Below are 16,829 nucleotides of genomic sequence, written 5' to 3' on the forward strand. Positions count from 1 at the left end.
TCCGGAGAAGGGCGTCTTCCTGGATGACGATAATGGGCAATATATGAAGGTCCGCCGCGGAGGTTATCGTCCTTCTCCCGGGTTTGATGTGGGCCTGACCTTTTTTCGCGGCTATGCCATCAAGGACAAGCCTTACCCCGATGGCACCACCGTACGCTGTGCGGTGAACGCTGCGGAGGCGGTGAAATAAACATTTACTGTTATTTATTAATTGTGAAGAGAGAATTATGCCTCAAAATATGTCTACATCATCAACGGGGTCTTGTACCCTAATTTCCTTAAAAAAACGATTGTTGGATTTAAATGAATGTCAAGATATTCCATTTACAATACAGGAGGATAGTGATGACCTTATTGTTATTTATAATTATGTCGATGCTAACTGGTCAAATATCTATGATGCCGGAGGTTTAAAAGAAAGTTTTCAGATTCGACTGGTGTTTGATGATGTTGGTAAACAGGTGGGTTATCAGGAGAAATCAACCAGTGCTGAATGGGAAGTTGGGCCAGAAAGAATTGGTTTTAAAAAGGAATTTCAGTTAGGGAGAAGAAAAGAATTCAAATTAGGAGGTGCCTGGGGATTAAAAGAAAATGGCAAGGTAGGAAAGATATACAGTTACGATTTTGAATCATCCAGTGTTACCGCTCCTCTTTTTAATGTCGTAAAAGAATCCGGCTGGCGTGTAAAATCAACTTTTTCTGCTGGAGCGAAGAGATCAGCAAAATGGAAGGTTTTTGTCTGTCTGGCATTTGTCGCTATTCTTACAATATCTATTGTTTCCTTCATATTTTTTATGACGACCGGCGTTAAGGAGGCAGCAAGAGCGGAAATAGATTTGTTACGTGACAATTCCTATATCTTAGCCTATGCACAAACTGCGAGTGAGATGCGCGAGAAAATCACAAGTGAAGATTTTAAGTTGGCAATGAAATCTTATAAATTTGAAAATATAGAGGATTATAGTTTTAATAATATCTCCGTTGAAGGTAACAGAGGTGTACTTTCAGGAAGTGTTAAATTTAACGATGGTAATGTATTCGATATTACTATTGTCATGATCCAGGAAGAGAGTATATGGAAGATGTTATCAGTTGATATCGGATAGTTTTGTTCAAAATAAAGAGGGTAAAATATGCTTGGTGTTATTCGTCTTTCAGATAAAACGACTCATGGCGGTATTGTCCTTGAAGGGAGTTCTGGCGTTATTTTTATGGGATTGCCGGTTTCTTGTATGCTGGATAAAGTTTTCTGCCCAATACATGGCGAAACAATTATAATTGAAGGAGATTTCGGTTCCAGAATTAATGGTAAGCCTATCGCTCTCCATGGCCACCGTTGTGGATGCGGTTGTACATTGATTTCCTCATTACCTATTGCTGGAAGGCTGTAATATATGCCAATCGATCTTAAAAAGATCCCTGAGAAAGCCGAATTACCAGTCCCCCCAGATAAATTTCGTTGGTTAACTACTATACTTCTCTGTGTTTTTTTGGGAGCAATATTAGTATTCTCATTTTGGCGTGAAAATGAACCTACACATACAATCTGGTTTTGGTTTTGCTCTTTTTTTATTCCTTTTTTAATTGGTTTTATGGGTTATATTTTTCAATTGCGACGTTATGAAAATGAACGCGATCGTGTCATTTGGTGGAATCATTTACACCAGCAGCAATACGATGAGCAGGTTGCTTTAGGAAAATTGGCTATGGGGGTGTTGGCAACAGCATATATTACTCCAGTCGCCAGAAATAAACTGGCAGCAGCGCTTTTACAAGGGGGGAGTGAACTTCAACCATTTTTTTACCCTCAATACCAGAGGATGTTAAGTACTGCACTAATCTCCCTACAACTTACCAATATGAGTGAGGACGGTTATCTGCTACGCATGGAACAATTACTGACGGATATTATCCGACAGTTACAACCTGAATTAGAGAAATTTTCTGGAAACCTCCATGTCCGTATTCAACACGATGGCACGCTCAAGAATGAAACGATTAATACCGTTTGGCGTCGGGTCTGTTCATTATCTTTTGATGACCAAAATCTGACTATCTGTACAGAAAGTGACGGTATAATGTGGATTGATAACTGTCTGGATTGTCAGGAGGCGATATTAATTCTTTCTATTGAGATTAATTTGTTCCTTGAACCACGAGACCAGCAGGTTGAATCGGTATCTGCTATATTGTTGGCCTCACCTGCCTGGTTAACTCACCATCATGTAACACCGCAGTCATGGATACATCGTCCGGTAGTTATGGACGAGGCTGTGGAATCAGTAACAACCGTGACATTATGGGGGAATATAACGGCTGACCTGCCGTGGTTTTTTTGGCGTAGCCAGATACAAAGCGAAACACTGGCGCTGGTACTCCAGTCAATGGAACAATCTGGATATATGTTATCGAAAAAAGGAGATTTCGTGTTGGATGATACATTTGGCAGGCTGAATTCTGTAGTAGGAAATGTCATTTTAATTTGTGCTAATGAACATGCGGCTAAATCAAATATGGCACAATGGCTATTAATTAATGATAAAACCACTCATATGCTTATTGTTCATCCGGTATAACCTTGATGAAGGGTGATGATGTGAAAAATAATAAGCGTGTAAGTACGTGGTTTATTGTTATGCTGATAGTAGCTACGGGGGGATTTTTCATTTGGGTAGAAAATCCATTGATTCATATTTCGACCATGGAGAAAAAACTAAATGCGTCACTGATAGTTGCTGGTATATGTATCACAATATTACTTTTTGATGATGCAATTGTTCGTTTATGGCAAATAATTATTTCAAGAAGTTATTTTCAGCGTTTTAACCTATTGTCTGGTTTAAGTAATACTGGGAGTAAATCAAAGAAAATTATTAAAAATAGCCGCGCTAAAATTTTGAATCATGTACTCACATATCTTCGTCAGAATTACGGCCATCGCTGGCGCGCCAAAACGCGTATCCTGCTGGTGATGGGAGATGCCTCTCAGGTTGATCTACTGGTACCTAAACTCGCCTCTCAGCGCTGGGTTGAAGGGGATGGCGTGGTGTTAATCTGGGGGGGCGGGCTAACTGGTGTCCCAGATGCCACGCTGTTCGAGGCGATACGCAAGCTGCATCGGCGCCCGCTGGATGGGATTGTATGGGTAACCCCCACTTTTCAGCACCAGGATTCATTGGTTCAATCGGCACCTGTTGTCTCTTTAACCGCAGAACAAATAGATAATGCTGCCCGCCATCTTCAGGCTGTTTTTACCACGCTTCGCTGGCGAGTGCCGTTATACCTCTGGTCGCTGCATGGCGCTCAATCCGTTCTGAATGCCGCGATAGCCCAGTCTGCGACGTGTTTTTTCCCTGCAGGATGTACAACGGCGTTATGCCGTTCGCAGCTGGCCGCGCTGGTAATGCAGTTGGCGGAACAGGGTTCGCAGCAGGTTACGCGCAATATCCACGATAACTTCTTACTAAAAATGGCGAATGCGCTCACGCAAAACGCAGAAGCCATCAGCGACGCGTTATCTGCTTTTTTCAGCCTGCATCGGCCTCTGCCGCTGGCGGCGGTAATCTTGAGTCAGCATGTGGAAAGTACTTCACCGCGTGTGGCGCATGCCTGGACGCGTGATGAGCGCTGGCGCGCGCTGCTTGATTCGCTCCCTGCGTTACCTGCTGAACTTAGGGCACAGCGCACAGGCCGTTCAGGGATGCGTGTGCTGGCAGTCGGTACCGCTGGTTTGATGCTGCTATGGGGCGCAGGAATGGTGGTATCTTTTCTGGCGAATCGCAATCTGATCGGCGAAAGCCTGGACCAGGCGAGACTGGCAGGTGGTGCGGATGAACCGCCCGCCGAGCGTCTTACGGCGCTGTCCGCGCTTCAGCAAACCCCAAGCATGCTTCGCTGGCGTCAACTGAATGGGGCGCCGTGGTACTACCGCTTCGGCTTAAGCCAAAATGATGCTCTGTTGGATGCGCTATGGCCACGTTATACGCGTATCGCTATTCCGCTCCTGCGTGATGAAGCCGCGCAACATCTCACTCAGGAATTAACGGCGTTAACCCGACTGGCTCCAGACAGTCCGCAGTTTTCCGCCCAGGCAAAGATCGCCTACAACCAGCTGAAAATGTATCTGATGCTCTCCCGGCCTGAGCAGATGGAGGCATCATTTTTTAGTCAGGCTCTGATGCAAGACTGGCCGGAGAGAGCGGGTATTTCGCGCGCATCATGGCAGGGCGTTGGGCCAGGACTCTGGCAATTCTGGGGCGAAAACCTTCAGGTGCATCCTGAATGGAAAATAACAGCGGATAAAAATCTTATTAGCCAGGTGCGAACGCTGTTAATTCGTCAGATGGGGATCCGCAATGGCGAAGCCGCCCTGTATCAGAAAATCATTGAACAGGTAACGCCGCATTACACCGAACTTCGTCTGGAAGACATGACCGGCGATACCCGGGCAGACCACGTATTTTATACCCGGAATTCAGTTGCTGGCGTGTATACCCGCAAAGCCTGGGAAGAGGAGGTTTTGCCCGCCATAGAGAAAATCGTCAACAACCGCCGGGAAGAAATGGATCAGGTGCTGGGAGATGATACGCATTCTGCAAGCGACCCTCTCTCTCCTCAGGCCTTAAAGGCGCGTCTTAGCGAGCGTTACTTCACGGATTTTGCCGACAGCTGGCTGGATTTTCTCAACAGTATTCGCTGGCAGCGCACCCAAACGCTAAGTGATGCTATCGATCAGCTCACGTTGATTGCAGATATCCGTCAGTCTCCTCTGGTTGCGCTAATGAATACGCTCGCCGTTCAGGGACGCACAGGGTTAACCGGTGAAGCGCTGTCGGACTCACTGGTGAAGTCGGCAAAGGATCTGTTTAACACTAAAGAAAATCAGACTATTGACCAGCATGCGCGAGAAGAAGGCCCTATGGCGGGTACCTTCTCGCCAATCCTGGCATTGATGGATGAACAATCGGCTGGCCAGGATATCAGCCACCTTAGTCTGCAAACCTACCTGACCCGGGTAACGCAAGTCAGGCTGAAACTCCAGCAGATTACTAACGCTGCCGATCCGCAGGGAATGAGTCAGGCGCTGGCGCAAACGGTGTTTCAGGGTAAAACCGTCGATCTCACTACCACGCGTGACTATGGCAATCTCGTGGCGGCCAGTCTGGGGCAAGCATGGGGTGGATTTGGTCAAACGATGTTTGTTCAGCCGCTGGAGCAGTCATGGCAGCAGGTGTTGCAACCAACCGCGGCGGGCCTGAATGCGCAATGGAAGGCGCTGATTGTGAATGACTGGAACAGCGCATTCGGTGGACGTTATCCGTTTCGTGATGTCGGCAGCGAGGCTTCTCTGCCGCTGCTGGCGCAATATCTGCGAAGCGATAATGGCCGGATCCCGCATTTTCTCGAAAGCCATTTAAGCGGTGTGCTGCATAAACAGGGAAGCCACTGGGTTGCCGACACGGTGAATGCTCAGGGACTGGTGTTTAATCCGACGTTCCTTGAGGCGATGGACCAGCTCAGTCAAATTGCGGATGTCGCATTTATTCGTGGAGAAGCCGGGATGCGTTTTGAACTGCGTCCTGGAACGGCGCGGGATGTGATGCAAACCGATCTCGTACTGGATGGGCAAAAACTCACCTACGTTAATCAGATGCCAGCCTGGAAAAACCTTGTCTGGCCAGCCGATACGCCAGCGTCAGGGGCCACCCTAAGCTGGGTGAGTACAAATACGGGAACCCGAATCTACTCAGATAACCCTGGCACCTGGGGGTGGATAAGACTGCTTGAGAAAGCGGAGGTAACCGACAACGCTGGCGTGAGCAGCGGTTTTAACCTGCGCTGGACTGCTCAGGATGGATTGCCGCTGAACTACACCCTGCGAACGGAAGCGGGTGAAGGCCCGCTCGCATTACTCAAACTCCGCGACTTTGAACTACCAGAAGCAATTTTTGTTGTCAGCCAGTCCCCCTCTGAGGAAGAAGAATGAGCGCTTTGAAACGTCTACTGGCTGCCAGCACAGCTTCGCCAGATGAACAACAGCAGCTAATGGAACAGGCGCAAACGCAAATTGCGCTGTGGCAAAACTGGTTATTGCCCGTTTCCGCAACCAACCCGGGCGGGGAAGATCCCGGCTATGACGATGATTTTCAGCGCATGCGAGAGGAGGTGAATAAACTTTCAGGCGCACAAACGGATCTCATCGTTGAGCTTGCGGAAAAACTGCTGATCCACACCTGTAAGGATGTCCGTGTTGTCACCTACTACACTTGGGCGCGTTTGCATCAGGATGGTGAGTCCGGCCTGGCCGATGGTCTGATTTTGTTGGCTGGCCTGATGCAGCAGTATGGCAATTCTCTCCATCCCTTAAGAGCCAACAGCCATAAGGCCGCGCTGGAATGGCTGGCCGGCGGGCGGATGCTGGATAGTCTGACACGTTTCCCCGAAGTTTCACGACCTGACGCGCAGCGGATCGCCGGTGCGCTGATGCTGCTGGAGCAGCAGTTTGTTCAGCAAGAAGAGAGCATTCGTCCAGGGCTTGGGGCGCTGTATAGCGCGCTGGAGAATCGTCTGGCACAGTCTGGCGGCGCTCAGGCGCTGGTTCCGCAAAATGTCAGTCCGCAAACCGGTCGGTACAGCGCAGAAACTCCCGTCCTCAAAAGTATTGCCTCTGGCCGGGAGCTGCTGGAGCAGGCACGGGTGCTGGCGAAATACCTGAGCGATCAGCCGGACGGCTGGCTGGCGGCGCATCATTTGATGAAAAGCGTGCGGCTCGATACGGTTAGCCAGCTTCCACCGCCAGATGGCGCCGGGCGTACACGGCTGGTGCCACCTAAGAGTGATTACCGCGCCCAGCTAAAGCGTCTGTATTTGCAGCAAAGCTGGACCGAACTGATTGAGCTAACTGACAGCTTATTTGTTGAGGGAGTGAATCATTTCTGGCTGGACGTGCAGTGGTACCTTCATCAGGCATTAACCAGGGCGGGATCGCCATGGGATAAACATGCCGCCATTATCATCAGCGATCTGAAAATGCTGCTGCATCGGATGCCGGGTCTGGAAACGCTGGCATTTAATGACGGAACGCCCTTTGCCGATGACGTCACGCGTGAATGGATAGCCCGTGACGTGCTGCAGGAAAGCGACTGGCAGACGGATAAAATTGCGGCGGCTACCGTCGGGGAGGATGACGATATCCTGCTGCTTGAAAGCGAGGCCCTGACGCTGGCGGATAGCGAAGGCATTGAAGCAGCGCTCGCCTGGCTTCAGGCTCGACCTGGCATTATTTCACGTCGACAGCGTTGGGTACGCCAGCTGTTGATGGCCCGTCTGACGGAACAGTGTGGGCGCAACGATCTCGCGCTGCATTTGCTTGGCGAGTTGAATACGACTGCGCACTCTCTCACTCTCAAACAGTGGGAGCCTGAACTGCTGTTTGAAGTCAAAGCGCGACGGCTGAAGCTTCTGCGTTTAAAAGCCAATCGCAGTGAAAGCGACAAAGCACGTCTGGCGCCAGAGATGGAGTCACTGTTGTCTGGGCTGGTCGCCATTGATCCCGCCAGAGCCGCCGTTTTATGCGGCTAAAGAAAAAACAAAATAAGCGAACTGTAAAATGGAAGATTTAACTCTGCGTTATTATGACGCGGAAATGCGCTATTTAAGGGAAGCGGCAAAAGAGTTTGCGCAGGCGCATCCGGATCGTGCCGCCATGTTGGATCTGGACAAAGCCGGTATCCCCGATCCCTATGTGGAGCGGCTGTTCGAAGGTTTTGCATTTTCGATGGGGCGATTGCGCGCCAAAATAGACGATCATCTTCCTGAATTTACCGAAGGCTTGATGAGTCTGCTATGGCCACATTATTTACGCACTATTCCCTCCTTAAGCATTGTCGAACTTTTACCGGATACTAATGTGCTGAAAATGAGCGAACGGATTAATGCGGGGTTTGGCGTATTGTCCCAGCCCGTCGGTCCTAAAAAAACGGTATGTCAGTATCGTACTACCCAGCCCGTCACGCTCAGCCCACTGTCTGTTACGGCGGTGAATATCGATGCCGAACCTGACGGACGCTCGGTCATCCGTATGCGAATAAAGTGCAATCCACAGATGGACTGGTCGCAAACCGATCTGACGCGTCTCAGCCTTTACCTGAGCGGTGACGCGCCGGTGACCCACGCGCTGCACCTTGCTTTGACAAAGCGTCTGGCCTCTCTTTATTTGAGACTCCCCAACAGCGTAGAGCGTATTCACCTGGAGGGGCACTTTTCCCCGGGCGGATTTGCCAGTGAAGACAGTTTATGGCCAAAAGGTGATGCGGCGTTTGGCGGCTGGCAATTATTGCTTGAGTATTTTACGTTCCGCGAAAAATTTATGTTTGTCCATCTTAACGGTCTGGAAAAGGTAACGTTTCCTGCCGGTATAGATTGTTTTGAAATAGAAGCTGTACTGACTCAACAGTGGAGTTCTGAGCTTCCTTTGGGGAGTGAAAATATCCGTCTGCACTGCGTTCCGGTTATTAATCTCTTCACTCTGGAAGCCGATCCGCTGGTGGTTAATGGACTGGAAAGCGAATATTTGCTGCGTCCGCGCAGATTGCAGGATGGTCACACGGAAATTTATTCGGTGGATGCGGTTTCTGGTTCGCAGCGGGCGCGTAATGCCGTTTATGCCCCATTCACCAGCTTTCGCCACAAGGGAGGCATGATGCGTCGTAATGCGCCCGAACGTTACTACCATACACGCGTCAGGCGCGGCGTATCCGGATTGTATGACACCTGGCTGATCCTCGGCGGTGACGCCTGGGAGCGGGATCGTCTTGCTGAGTATGAAACCGTGTCATTGAAAGTGACCGGAACAAACGGTCAGCTACCCAGGCGAGCTTTGCAGAGTTCATTGCTTAATCGTTGTGAGCAGATCCTCCAGACGCCGCTTGCCGTGCGCAATCTGTGTAAACCGACGCTACCGGCTTATCCTCCCGCCGAGGATCGTTTTCACTGGCGCGTCTTAAGCCACCTCGGGTCCAGCTTTCTGAATATGATGGCCAGCGCTGAAGTGCTCAAAGGAACGTTGTCTCTCTATAACTGGCAGGATGATGAGCTTAATTATCGTCGTCTGGATGCGATCATGGATGTTCAACAACATGAAATACAGCGCTTTGAAAAAGGATTTCTACTCCGTGGTGTGGACATCGAAATAACGCTTGATGAGAACGGATTTACCGGTGAGGGCGATATTCATCTGTTTGGAGAAATGCTTAACCGCTTTTTTGCATTATATGCGGATATTCATTTGTTTAATCAGCTTACTTTAATCATACAGCCGGCAGGGAAAAGCTTGCGATGGAAAGAGAATCACAATCAGCGGCTACCCGGCTGCTAAATAGCCTTGGCGAAAACCTGCCACGTACCAATTTTTATCGTTTCTGCCAGTTGTTGGAACAGGGGAACCCGCAAGCGCCAGCTCCAGGAAGCCAGCAAAGTCCGCGCTTCGATGCCATTCGTTTTCGCCCTCATCCGGGGATGGGGTTCCCGGCGGGTGAGCTAAAAAGTGCAGAATATGATCTGCAGCATCCCACACTGCCGCCAACGGTTCGTGTCACTTTTATGGGGTTGTATGGCGTGGAGTCGCCGCTACCGACAACCTATCAGGATGATATCGCCCAGCGTCAGGAAGGTTCGGACGTTGCCGCTGAGTTTCTGGATATTTTTAACCATCGCTTAATTACGCAGTTTTATCGAATCTGGCGTAAATACAGCTATCCGGCGACCTTTCGCCCAGGCGGTACAGATGAAACATCGCAATATTTACTGGGGCTGACCGGGCTGGGTATTCAGGGTTGCGCCACGCAAACAGCTACCCCGGTATCGCGTTTTCTGGCGCTGTTGGGAATAATGAGAATGCCGACGCGTACGGCGGAAGGAATATCCGCGCTGGTTTCTTTATTATCGCCAACAACACATATTACCGTGACGCCACATGATCAACGCTTAATCCTGCTGGATAAGGCGTTAAAAATGAGTGCGCGGCAACCCGTTAGCCTCCATTCTCGTCCGGTGATGGGACATAGCGCCGTAGATATTAACAGTCAGGTGCGCATTACGCTTACCACGGATGTTCCCGATGAGGTTCGCGACTGGCTCCCCGGCGGCCAGCTTTACCATGATTTTCTCGCGCTCATGCACGTTTATTTAGGTGCCAGAGTGAATGCGAGGTTGCAATTACGCATTCCTCGCTCGGCGCTTCCGGATGCTCAACTTACCAGTAATAACAGCGAACGAGCAGTACAGCTCGGTCGCACGGCTGTTATGCGTCTGGATAACCCGGAGGCTAAGAATCAACTTATCACCATTAAACTTGGGCTTTGGCAGAGCCTTAGCCAACATGATCAGCGGAGGGAAGCCGATGAGACTGGCGATTATCGCTATTAATTTTGCCGTAATAACCGCAATGACCAGTCTGGTAACCGGATGTGGTCTGACACAGAAAGTATCTGAAGGTACGGTGTCATTAACCAGGTCAATTTTTTATAAGGAAATTAAAACCCTGCATTTGGATCTCTGCGCCAGAGAAGCCGCTAATCAAAATGCGCAGGGGATAGCGCTTTCAACGGTCGTGCGTATTTACCAACTCAAAGGTCGTAAAACATTTGATTCAGCAAACTATCAGTCCTTATTTGCGCAAGACAGTACGGTGGTGAAGGCCGATTTACTGGCTCAGAAAGATGTTCGGGTTCGTCCTGGTGAAAGCGTAACCGTCGACATTCCACTCGAAAAAGAAGCGCAATATGTTGCGGTGGCGGGAATGTTTATTTCTCCCGATCAGTCTGAAGATTCATGGCGCGTGGTATTAGGTCGTGAAGATCTCGATTCTGATAAAGCGCGAATCATTGAATTAAATTCTCAGGCTCTGGCTCTCCTGATACAGGAGGACAAGTAATGATTAAACGGCCTTCTCTTTATGACATGTTGTTGGGTAATTTCTCCGGTGGTTTGCCTTTGCATGCAGTTGGTGAAAACACGCAGGTCATCTTGTCCGTTCTCGATAATATGCAGCGCATTTTGAATACGCGTGCCGGTAGCCTCAAACATTTACCCGATTACGGGCTGCCGGATATGACCAAAATCCTCCAGGGTATGCCGGGAACTGCCCATCAGCTTATCAGTACGCTTTCCCGGGTTTTGTTGAAGTATGAACCGCGACTGAAAGGTATTCAGGTCACAATGCAGGAGCAGGAAACGCCAGGGCATTTACGCTACTCCATCGATGCCGAACTTCAGGACCTTGGCGTTGTTCGTTATGGCACTGATTTTACCCCCGAAGGGCGGGTGCTCATCCGCCACCTGAAAAAACAGGGTTGGCTTGAGACAGGAGCGTACTGATATGGAGAAGAATCGCATCAGCACCGGTGGCGACCCGCGTGCTTTCACGGAGTTCGGGCAGCTACGCGATGAAATCAGCAAGCTGACTCATCCCGCGCGCCCGGACGTTGATTGGCAAAAGGTTGAACAGTTAAGCCTGACTTTGTTTCGCCATAACGGCGTCGAATTGCAAACCCTGGCCTGGTATACCGTCAGCAGAATGCGTAATGCCGGGCTGCTGGGACTTGCCGAAGGCGCCGAGCTTCTGGAGGCGTTACTGACGCATCACTGGAGTGCCATATGGCCGCAGCAAACCCATGCTCGCGTTGAAATCCTGACATGGCTGTCAGCCCGTTTACAGCAAGAATTGCGTACGCTAACGCTGTCATATGCTGATTTATCCGTGGTGTATCGGGTTGAACAGCGTTTAAAACATGCCTGCGAAGTGCTGCAACGGCTCGAACTGAAAGCGCTGAGTAAACTGGAGGTCGTCGTTACCTGGATGCATAACGCAGCTTTACGCCTGGAGAAGTCAGAAGCGGATTCTGGCTCAGCCGTTGTGATGATACCGGCTTCTGGCTCAACCAATAACGCTGAGATCGCTTTGCCCCAGTTGATCTTTGTGGTGAATGAACCCGCGTCGTCCGGGCAATCAAACACAGCAGTTTTTGCTACTCAAACCGATCCCAGAACCCGACGGATGTGGTTGGGGTTTATCATCGGTGTCATGGTGACTGCGTTAGTAAGTACAGGCGCTTTTATTAGTATTAAGCATATGCGAGCTGATGAATATGAACTGATCAGGCCATTGCCGCAGGTGTTGACGCCTGAACAATTGTCCACCTTGAAGCAATCTTCAGATTTGAAGGAGAAGAAACAGGAATTAATCGCCGCAACGCAAGGGCAATTGGACGTTTTACATGACCTGTCACCTCTATGGTCGAGGGAGTATGCCGCATCATTAGCGCAGCAGTTAGTCACCCTATGGCCGGAGGAATCGCAGACTACGACATTCGTTAGTGGGTTACAGAAAGCGTTAACCACGGAAGCGTTGCCGGAAAGCGCTCTGCAAAACTGGCATGATGCCCAGCAGGGGCTGGAAGCGTTAACCGCCAGGCTAAATACGCTTGATGAACGCAAAGGTAAATATCTGACGGGGTCGGAGCTGAAATCAGCCATTTTCACTATCCGCCGCCAGCTTGACCAAACGCCGCCGACAGAAGAGTTATTGCGTCAAATCGATGAGGAATTAAGCCTGCAGGGGAGGGTATCACCCGCGTTGTATCAGCAGCTTGATATGCGGCTTAATCAGCTTCTTAATCGTTATGCTCTATTGAAACAAAGCGCTACGGGGAGGGAGTAAATTATATCAAACAAAAGCAAAAAACCGCCTTGTGGGCGGGTTCTTCCAAATAGTGGTGCCGGACTCGGAATCGAACCAAGGACACGGGGATTTTCAATCCCTGAGTCAAAGTTAATAGTTTGTAAACAGGCGTATTTGCATACTGTAAAGAGTGTGCAAAATGAAAATACTTCCCGTTATCTCTCCCAAAGGTGGAGAAGGCAAATCCACGTTTGCTGCTTACCTTGCCGGTTTTCTTGCCGATGCCGGCCTGAACACCCTTCTTGTGGATGCAGACTATTCCCAGCCCACAGCCAGCAGTATCTTCGCGCTGGAGCATGAATCCCCTTTCGGTCTCTATGAATTGCTGATGCAGATGGTCAGTGACCATACGCAATGCATTTCGCAGACCGCCATAAAAAATCTCGATGTCATCTACTCTAACGACCCGGACGAACTGTTGCCGACCGCGATGCTCCACGCTGCAGACGGCCGTCTGCGCCTGCGTAACATACTTCAGCATCCTTTCTTTAACCGTTATGACGTCATTATTGTGGATTCGAAAGGCGCAACAGGCGTCATGACCGAGCTTTCCCTCCTTTCCTCTACCGGTAATGTGATGGGCGTTGTTAAACCCATCCTTCCGGATGTCCGTGAATTTATCCGCGGCTCCCTTCATATGCTTACCCGCCTGAAAACCTATGAAAATTACGGTATCCGCCTTCCTGATATTTCCATTCTCGTCAACTGTATCGAAAACACTCTGCTTGACCGTGAAGCAATGGACGGTCTTGCCGCCATCATTAACGAAAAACATTACGACGCCTCTGCGCTGGGCAACCGTGACGTTTATCGTTTACTCGATACCCGTATCGAGGCGCTGGATATTTTCAAACTGGGGCACGTCAAGCAGCAGCCCGTGCATCGTCTGGAATACAAAACACGCCGCAAAGGTCCGGCCGCAGCCGTCACCATGCACGACCTCGCGTCTGAACTGTTCCCCGAGTGGCAGAGCCATTTCAGTGACGTTCTGACCCGGGAGGTGCGTCATGTCTGAGATGATGATGCCCTGCTCTTATGAGGCTGAGCAGGCCGTACTGGGCGGACTGATGCTTGATAACGACCGGTGGGATGAGGTGATACTGCAAATCTCCCCGGAAGATTTGTTTTCCCGGCCGCACCGTATGGTCTTTCGCGTGATGGCCGAGCTGGCCGGAGAAGGGCTACCGCTCGATCTCATCACTATTACGGAACGGCTGGAGAACAGAGGCGACCTTGAACAGTGTGGCGGCTTTGCTTATCTGGCTGAAATGAGTAAAAACACGCCGTCTGCAGCCAATATCCTGGCATACGCCGGGGTGGTGGCGGAGAAAAGCCGCCTGCGGCAGCTGATGACTGTGGGTAACAGTCTTCTTTCCGATGTGCAAGCCCCGAAAGCCAGCTCGGCGGGCATTCTTGAGTCGGCCGAAGGTAAGTTGTTTAACATTGCCGAACAGGGAGCCATGCAGCTCAACAGTGAGACCGGTGTTAACGAGGCGCTGGATAAACTGCTGACGCAGCTGGAAAGCATGTCCGCCAGTGACGGCCTCACCGGGACACCGACAGGGTTCAGTGAACTGGACGCGATGACCTGTGGTCTCCAGCCCGGCGATCTGGCCCTGCTGGCCGCCCGTCCTTCCATGGGGAAAACGTCGCTGGCCATGGCCGCCTGCACAGCGGCCGTGAGCGCAAAACCTGACGATCACGTCTTTGTGTTCAGTCTTGAAATGCCCTCAGAGCAGCTGATGATGCGCCTGCTGGCGATGGAAGGCCGGGTGGAACTGTCCCGGCTTCGCAGCGGCAACATGGATGATGAAGACTGGGCTCGCGTGTCCGAGGCAACCGGTCGCATTATTGAGTGGAAAAACCGTCTGATCATTGATGATACCAGTTACCAGACCCCGGCCACACTGCGCGCCCGCGCCCGTCGCTATGTCCGCAAATACGGCAGACCCTCTCTCATCATGCTGGACTATCTGCAGCTTGTCCGCTCCCCCGAGCAGGAAAACCGCACGCAGGAAATAGCGGAAATTTCCCGCTCGCTTAAGGCGCTCGGTAAAGAGCTGGGCTGTCCGGTACTGGCGCTTTCCCAGCTCAACCGCCTGGTGGAGCAGCGGGCCGATAAACGCCCCAATAATGGTGACCTGCGTGACTCCGGTGCGCTGGAGCAGGATGCGGACCTCATCATGTTTATTTACCGGGATGAGGTTTATAACCCCGGCACCCCTGATGCCGGGGTGGCTGAGATCATTGTCGGCAAGCAGCGGCAGGGGCCAACCGGCACGGTAAAAGTCAAATTTGACGGGCGTTACACCCTCTTTTCGGAGTTTCAGGAAGGCAGCTATGACTTCGGTTACCGCAGCGGGAGGAAACAGGCATGAGCCGTAAAAGTTCTAATGTGGGGGCTGCCATGCTGCAGCCCGGACGCCAGTCGCAGGCGGCCGGCAATATCAGCGTCATGCCGGCGGCTGAAATGCCCATGGTCCTGACGCTCGACCAGTTAAGCCCGAATCCTGATAATCCGCGAACATCACGCAATCCGCGTTATGACGATATCAAGGCTTCCATCCGTTCGCGCGGGCTGGACACCGTGCCCAAAGTCACCCGTGACCCGGATGGTGAGCCCGATATGTACATCTTCAGCGACGGGGGTAATACACGTTATCAGATCCTGTCAGAACTGTGGCAGGAAACCGGAGAAGACCGGTTTTTCCGCGTCCATGTGTTGTTCAAGCCGTGGCCGGGACGGCTGCAGTGTGTTATTGGCCATCTGGCAGAGAATGAAGTGCGCGGGGAGCTGAGTTTTATTGAAAAAGCGCAGGGGATCCACAAAGCCCGCTCTATATATGAAGAGCAGATGGGAAAGACGGTTTCGTTGCGTCAGTTGTCAGAGCTACTGACCCGTGAAGGTTTGCCAGTCCATTACTCAACAGTCAGCCGTATGGAAGATGCGCTGAAATATCTTTATCCGTGGATCCCAGACCTGCTTGAGTCCGGGCTTGGCAGGCCACAAATAACGTCACTGCTGGCGCTCCGGCATGATGCGGAACGCGTGTGGGATGAGTTTTGCCTGATTTCAGACACAGGCGATAAATCCTTCAGCGACGTTTTTGGCCAGTGTTGTGGCCGTTTCAACTCCCCGGAACTGTGGTCTCTGGAGATGTTTCGCGATGAATTTATTGGTGATTTACTGCAGGCGTTACCCCATCCGGAACTGGACTATGACCGCTGGATGATGGAACTCGATCCTAAAGAACGCAACCGCAGACATCACTTTGGCGAGCCGGAGACGGTTGCCTTTCCCGCCGCAAACAAGTCTGTTAATGCTGATCACGCCCTGCATACCACAGGCTCAGATGAGAGTGAAGGCGTCCCGCTACCTGTCTCCAGTTCACGTCCTGAGGTCTCAGGAGGGGCTGTAACGCCCGTTCCGGGTAATGCGTCTTCTCCTTCTGAAACACCGATTAATGAGCCCCCTCGGCATGAGGTTCAGCCAGATATGTACGGTGCCGCGCCGGTTATTTCAGGTGAGAGTGGGGATGTTAGCGGGCTGGTTACCCTCTCCGATGGGTACGGAGAAGAGAATGGTGGAGAAGAGGACAATGGGGAGGATGGCCTGCTTTCTCTTTTAACACCAGAACCTGAAGTTGTCCTGCAGGATGACGCGCCGGTGAGTAATGACAGCATCTGGCATGTGCCGGCCCATCAGGACGATATCGAACACCTGCAGAATACCGCTTTTCGTCTGGCATGGGAGCTGGGTGAGGTCCTTGGCTGCGAAGATGAAATTCTTCCTCAACGCGACAAGGACATGTCTGCCGGTTACGTCGGGGCAGGTGAGGTGTGTTCTGAAGCCGCCGCATTTCTGCTGGGCCTGACCGGCGAAGCGCCTGTGCTGCATCCGGCGGCAGGGGTGTGTGGTCTGCCGGAGCTTTTCACCGGCGGCCCGGGTGAGGGGGAAGCACCTGCCCTGACAGATGAAGATGCTCTGAAACTGCTCCGCCTGATGCGCGTTATGCGCCGTCTCCGGGAGCTGCAACGCGGTCTGAAGTACGGGGAGGATAACAGTGATGAATAACTCACAGTGTAGTGG

The 16,829-nt window shown here is 51.1% G+C and carries 13 protein-coding genes and 1 pseudogene; all 14 read left to right on the plus strand.

Annotation, left to right across the window (positions count from 1 at the left end):
• Positions 1–190, plus strand: a pseudogene (locus HV041_RS00005) (hypothetical protein); the annotation flags it as partial.
• Between the two features lie 37 nt (positions 191–227).
• A complete protein-coding gene (locus HV041_RS00010; protein ID WP_115642856.1) occupies positions 228–1,106 on the plus strand; it encodes a hypothetical protein in 879 nt (292 codons plus the stop codon).
• 27 nt (positions 1,107–1,133) lie between these two features.
• A complete protein-coding gene (locus tag HV041_RS00015; RefSeq protein ID WP_071887387.1) occupies positions 1,134–1,391 on the plus strand; it encodes a PAAR domain-containing protein in 258 nt (85 codons plus the stop codon).
• Between the two features lie 3 nt (positions 1,392–1,394).
• Entirely contained in the window at positions 1,395–2,576 is a 1,182-nt protein-coding gene (locus HV041_RS00020; RefSeq protein ID WP_165712655.1) for a hypothetical protein, read from the plus strand.
• 320 nt (positions 2,577–2,896) lie between these two features.
• Positions 2,897–5,986, plus strand: coding sequence for an ImcF-related family protein (locus HV041_RS00025; protein ID WP_226814024.1), 3,090 nt, complete (start codon positions 2,897–2,899; stop codon positions 5,984–5,986).
• Positions 5,983–7,581: a type VI secretion system protein TssA gene (tssA, locus tag HV041_RS00030; protein ID WP_086523453.1), complete on the plus strand. Its 1,599-nt coding sequence runs from the start codon at positions 5,983–5,985 to the stop codon at positions 7,579–7,581. Before HV041_RS00025 ends, tssA begins: the two co-directional genes overlap by 4 nt.
• Before the next feature lie 28 nt (positions 7,582–7,609).
• Complete coding sequence (gene tssF / locus HV041_RS00035; protein ID WP_142879089.1) at positions 7,610–9,376, plus strand: type VI secretion system baseplate subunit TssF; 1,767 nt, start codon at positions 7,610–7,612, stop codon at positions 9,374–9,376.
• Complete coding sequence (tssG, locus tag HV041_RS00040) at positions 9,337–10,425, plus strand: type VI secretion system baseplate subunit TssG (RefSeq protein WP_165712649.1); 1,089 nt, start codon at positions 9,337–9,339, stop codon at positions 10,423–10,425. Before tssF ends, tssG begins: the two co-directional genes overlap by 40 nt.
• Positions 10,400–10,933, plus strand: a complete 534-nt coding sequence (gene tssJ, locus HV041_RS00045; protein ID WP_165712646.1) for a type VI secretion system lipoprotein TssJ — start codon at positions 10,400–10,402, stop codon at positions 10,931–10,933. Before tssG ends, tssJ begins: the two co-directional genes overlap by 26 nt.
• Positions 10,933–11,376: a type VI secretion system baseplate subunit TssE gene (gene tssE / locus HV041_RS00050; protein ID WP_165712644.1), complete on the plus strand. Its 444-nt coding sequence runs from the start codon at positions 10,933–10,935 to the stop codon at positions 11,374–11,376. Before tssJ ends, tssE begins: the two co-directional genes overlap by 1 nt.
• Before the next feature lies 1 nt (position 11,377).
• Entirely contained in the window at positions 11,378–12,718 is a 1,341-nt protein-coding gene (locus tag HV041_RS00055; protein ID WP_165712641.1) for a VasL domain-containing protein, read from the plus strand.
• A 160-nt stretch (positions 12,719–12,878) separates the two neighbouring features.
• The gene (locus tag HV041_RS00060) at positions 12,879–13,754 is read left to right on the plus strand and encodes a ParA family protein (RefSeq protein WP_016807981.1); all 876 of its coding nucleotides are present in this window, start codon (positions 12,879–12,881) and stop codon (positions 13,752–13,754) included.
• Positions 13,747–15,117 carry an SPI-7-type island replicative DNA helicase gene (gene dnaB-PI / locus HV041_RS00065; RefSeq protein WP_004115579.1) on the plus strand — a complete coding sequence of 457 codons (1,371 nt, stop codon included), beginning with the start codon at positions 13,747–13,749 and terminating at the stop codon, positions 15,115–15,117. Before HV041_RS00060 ends, dnaB-PI begins: the two co-directional genes overlap by 8 nt.
• Positions 15,114–16,814 carry a ParB family protein gene (locus HV041_RS00070; protein ID WP_016807980.1) on the plus strand — a complete coding sequence of 567 codons (1,701 nt, stop codon included), beginning with the start codon at positions 15,114–15,116 and terminating at the stop codon, positions 16,812–16,814. Before dnaB-PI ends, HV041_RS00070 begins: the two co-directional genes overlap by 4 nt.
• Positions 16,815–16,829 lie beyond the last annotated feature (15 nt).

The organism is Citrobacter sp. RHBSTW-00029 (assembly GCF_014104295.1).
Classification (GTDB): Bacteria; Pseudomonadota; Gammaproteobacteria; order Enterobacterales; family Enterobacteriaceae; genus Citrobacter; species Citrobacter youngae.

What these genes read in the sequence shown, in the direction of transcription:
- dnaB-PI (WP_004115579.1), top strand. Translation starts at nt 13,747, where the DNA reads ATGTCTGAGATGATGATGCCCTGCTCTTATGAGGCTGAGCAGGCCGTA.
- tssF (WP_142879089.1), top strand. Translation starts at nt 7,610, where the DNA reads ATGGAAGATTTAACTCTGCGTTATTATGACGCGGAAATGCGCTATTTA.
- tssG (WP_165712649.1), top strand. Translation starts at nt 9,337, where the DNA reads ATGGAAAGAGAATCACAATCAGCGGCTACCCGGCTGCTAAATAGCCTT.
- tssE (WP_165712644.1), top strand. Translation starts at nt 10,933, where the DNA reads ATGATTAAACGGCCTTCTCTTTATGACATGTTGTTGGGTAATTTCTCC.
- HV041_RS00010 (WP_115642856.1), top strand. Translation starts at nt 228, where the DNA reads ATGCCTCAAAATATGTCTACATCATCAACGGGGTCTTGTACCCTAATT.
- HV041_RS00070 (WP_016807980.1), top strand. Translation starts at nt 15,114, where the DNA reads ATGAGCCGTAAAAGTTCTAATGTGGGGGCTGCCATGCTGCAGCCCGGA.
- HV041_RS00020 (WP_165712655.1), top strand. Translation starts at nt 1,395, where the DNA reads ATGCCAATCGATCTTAAAAAGATCCCTGAGAAAGCCGAATTACCAGTC.
- HV041_RS00060 (WP_016807981.1), top strand. Translation starts at nt 12,879, where the DNA reads ATGAAAATACTTCCCGTTATCTCTCCCAAAGGTGGAGAAGGCAAATCC.
- HV041_RS00055 (WP_165712641.1), top strand. Translation starts at nt 11,378, where the DNA reads ATGGAGAAGAATCGCATCAGCACCGGTGGCGACCCGCGTGCTTTCACG.
- tssA (WP_086523453.1), top strand. Translation starts at nt 5,983, where the DNA reads ATGAGCGCTTTGAAACGTCTACTGGCTGCCAGCACAGCTTCGCCAGAT.
- tssJ (WP_165712646.1), top strand. Translation starts at nt 10,400, where the DNA reads ATGAGACTGGCGATTATCGCTATTAATTTTGCCGTAATAACCGCAATG.
- HV041_RS00015 (WP_071887387.1), top strand. Translation starts at nt 1,134, where the DNA reads ATGCTTGGTGTTATTCGTCTTTCAGATAAAACGACTCATGGCGGTATT.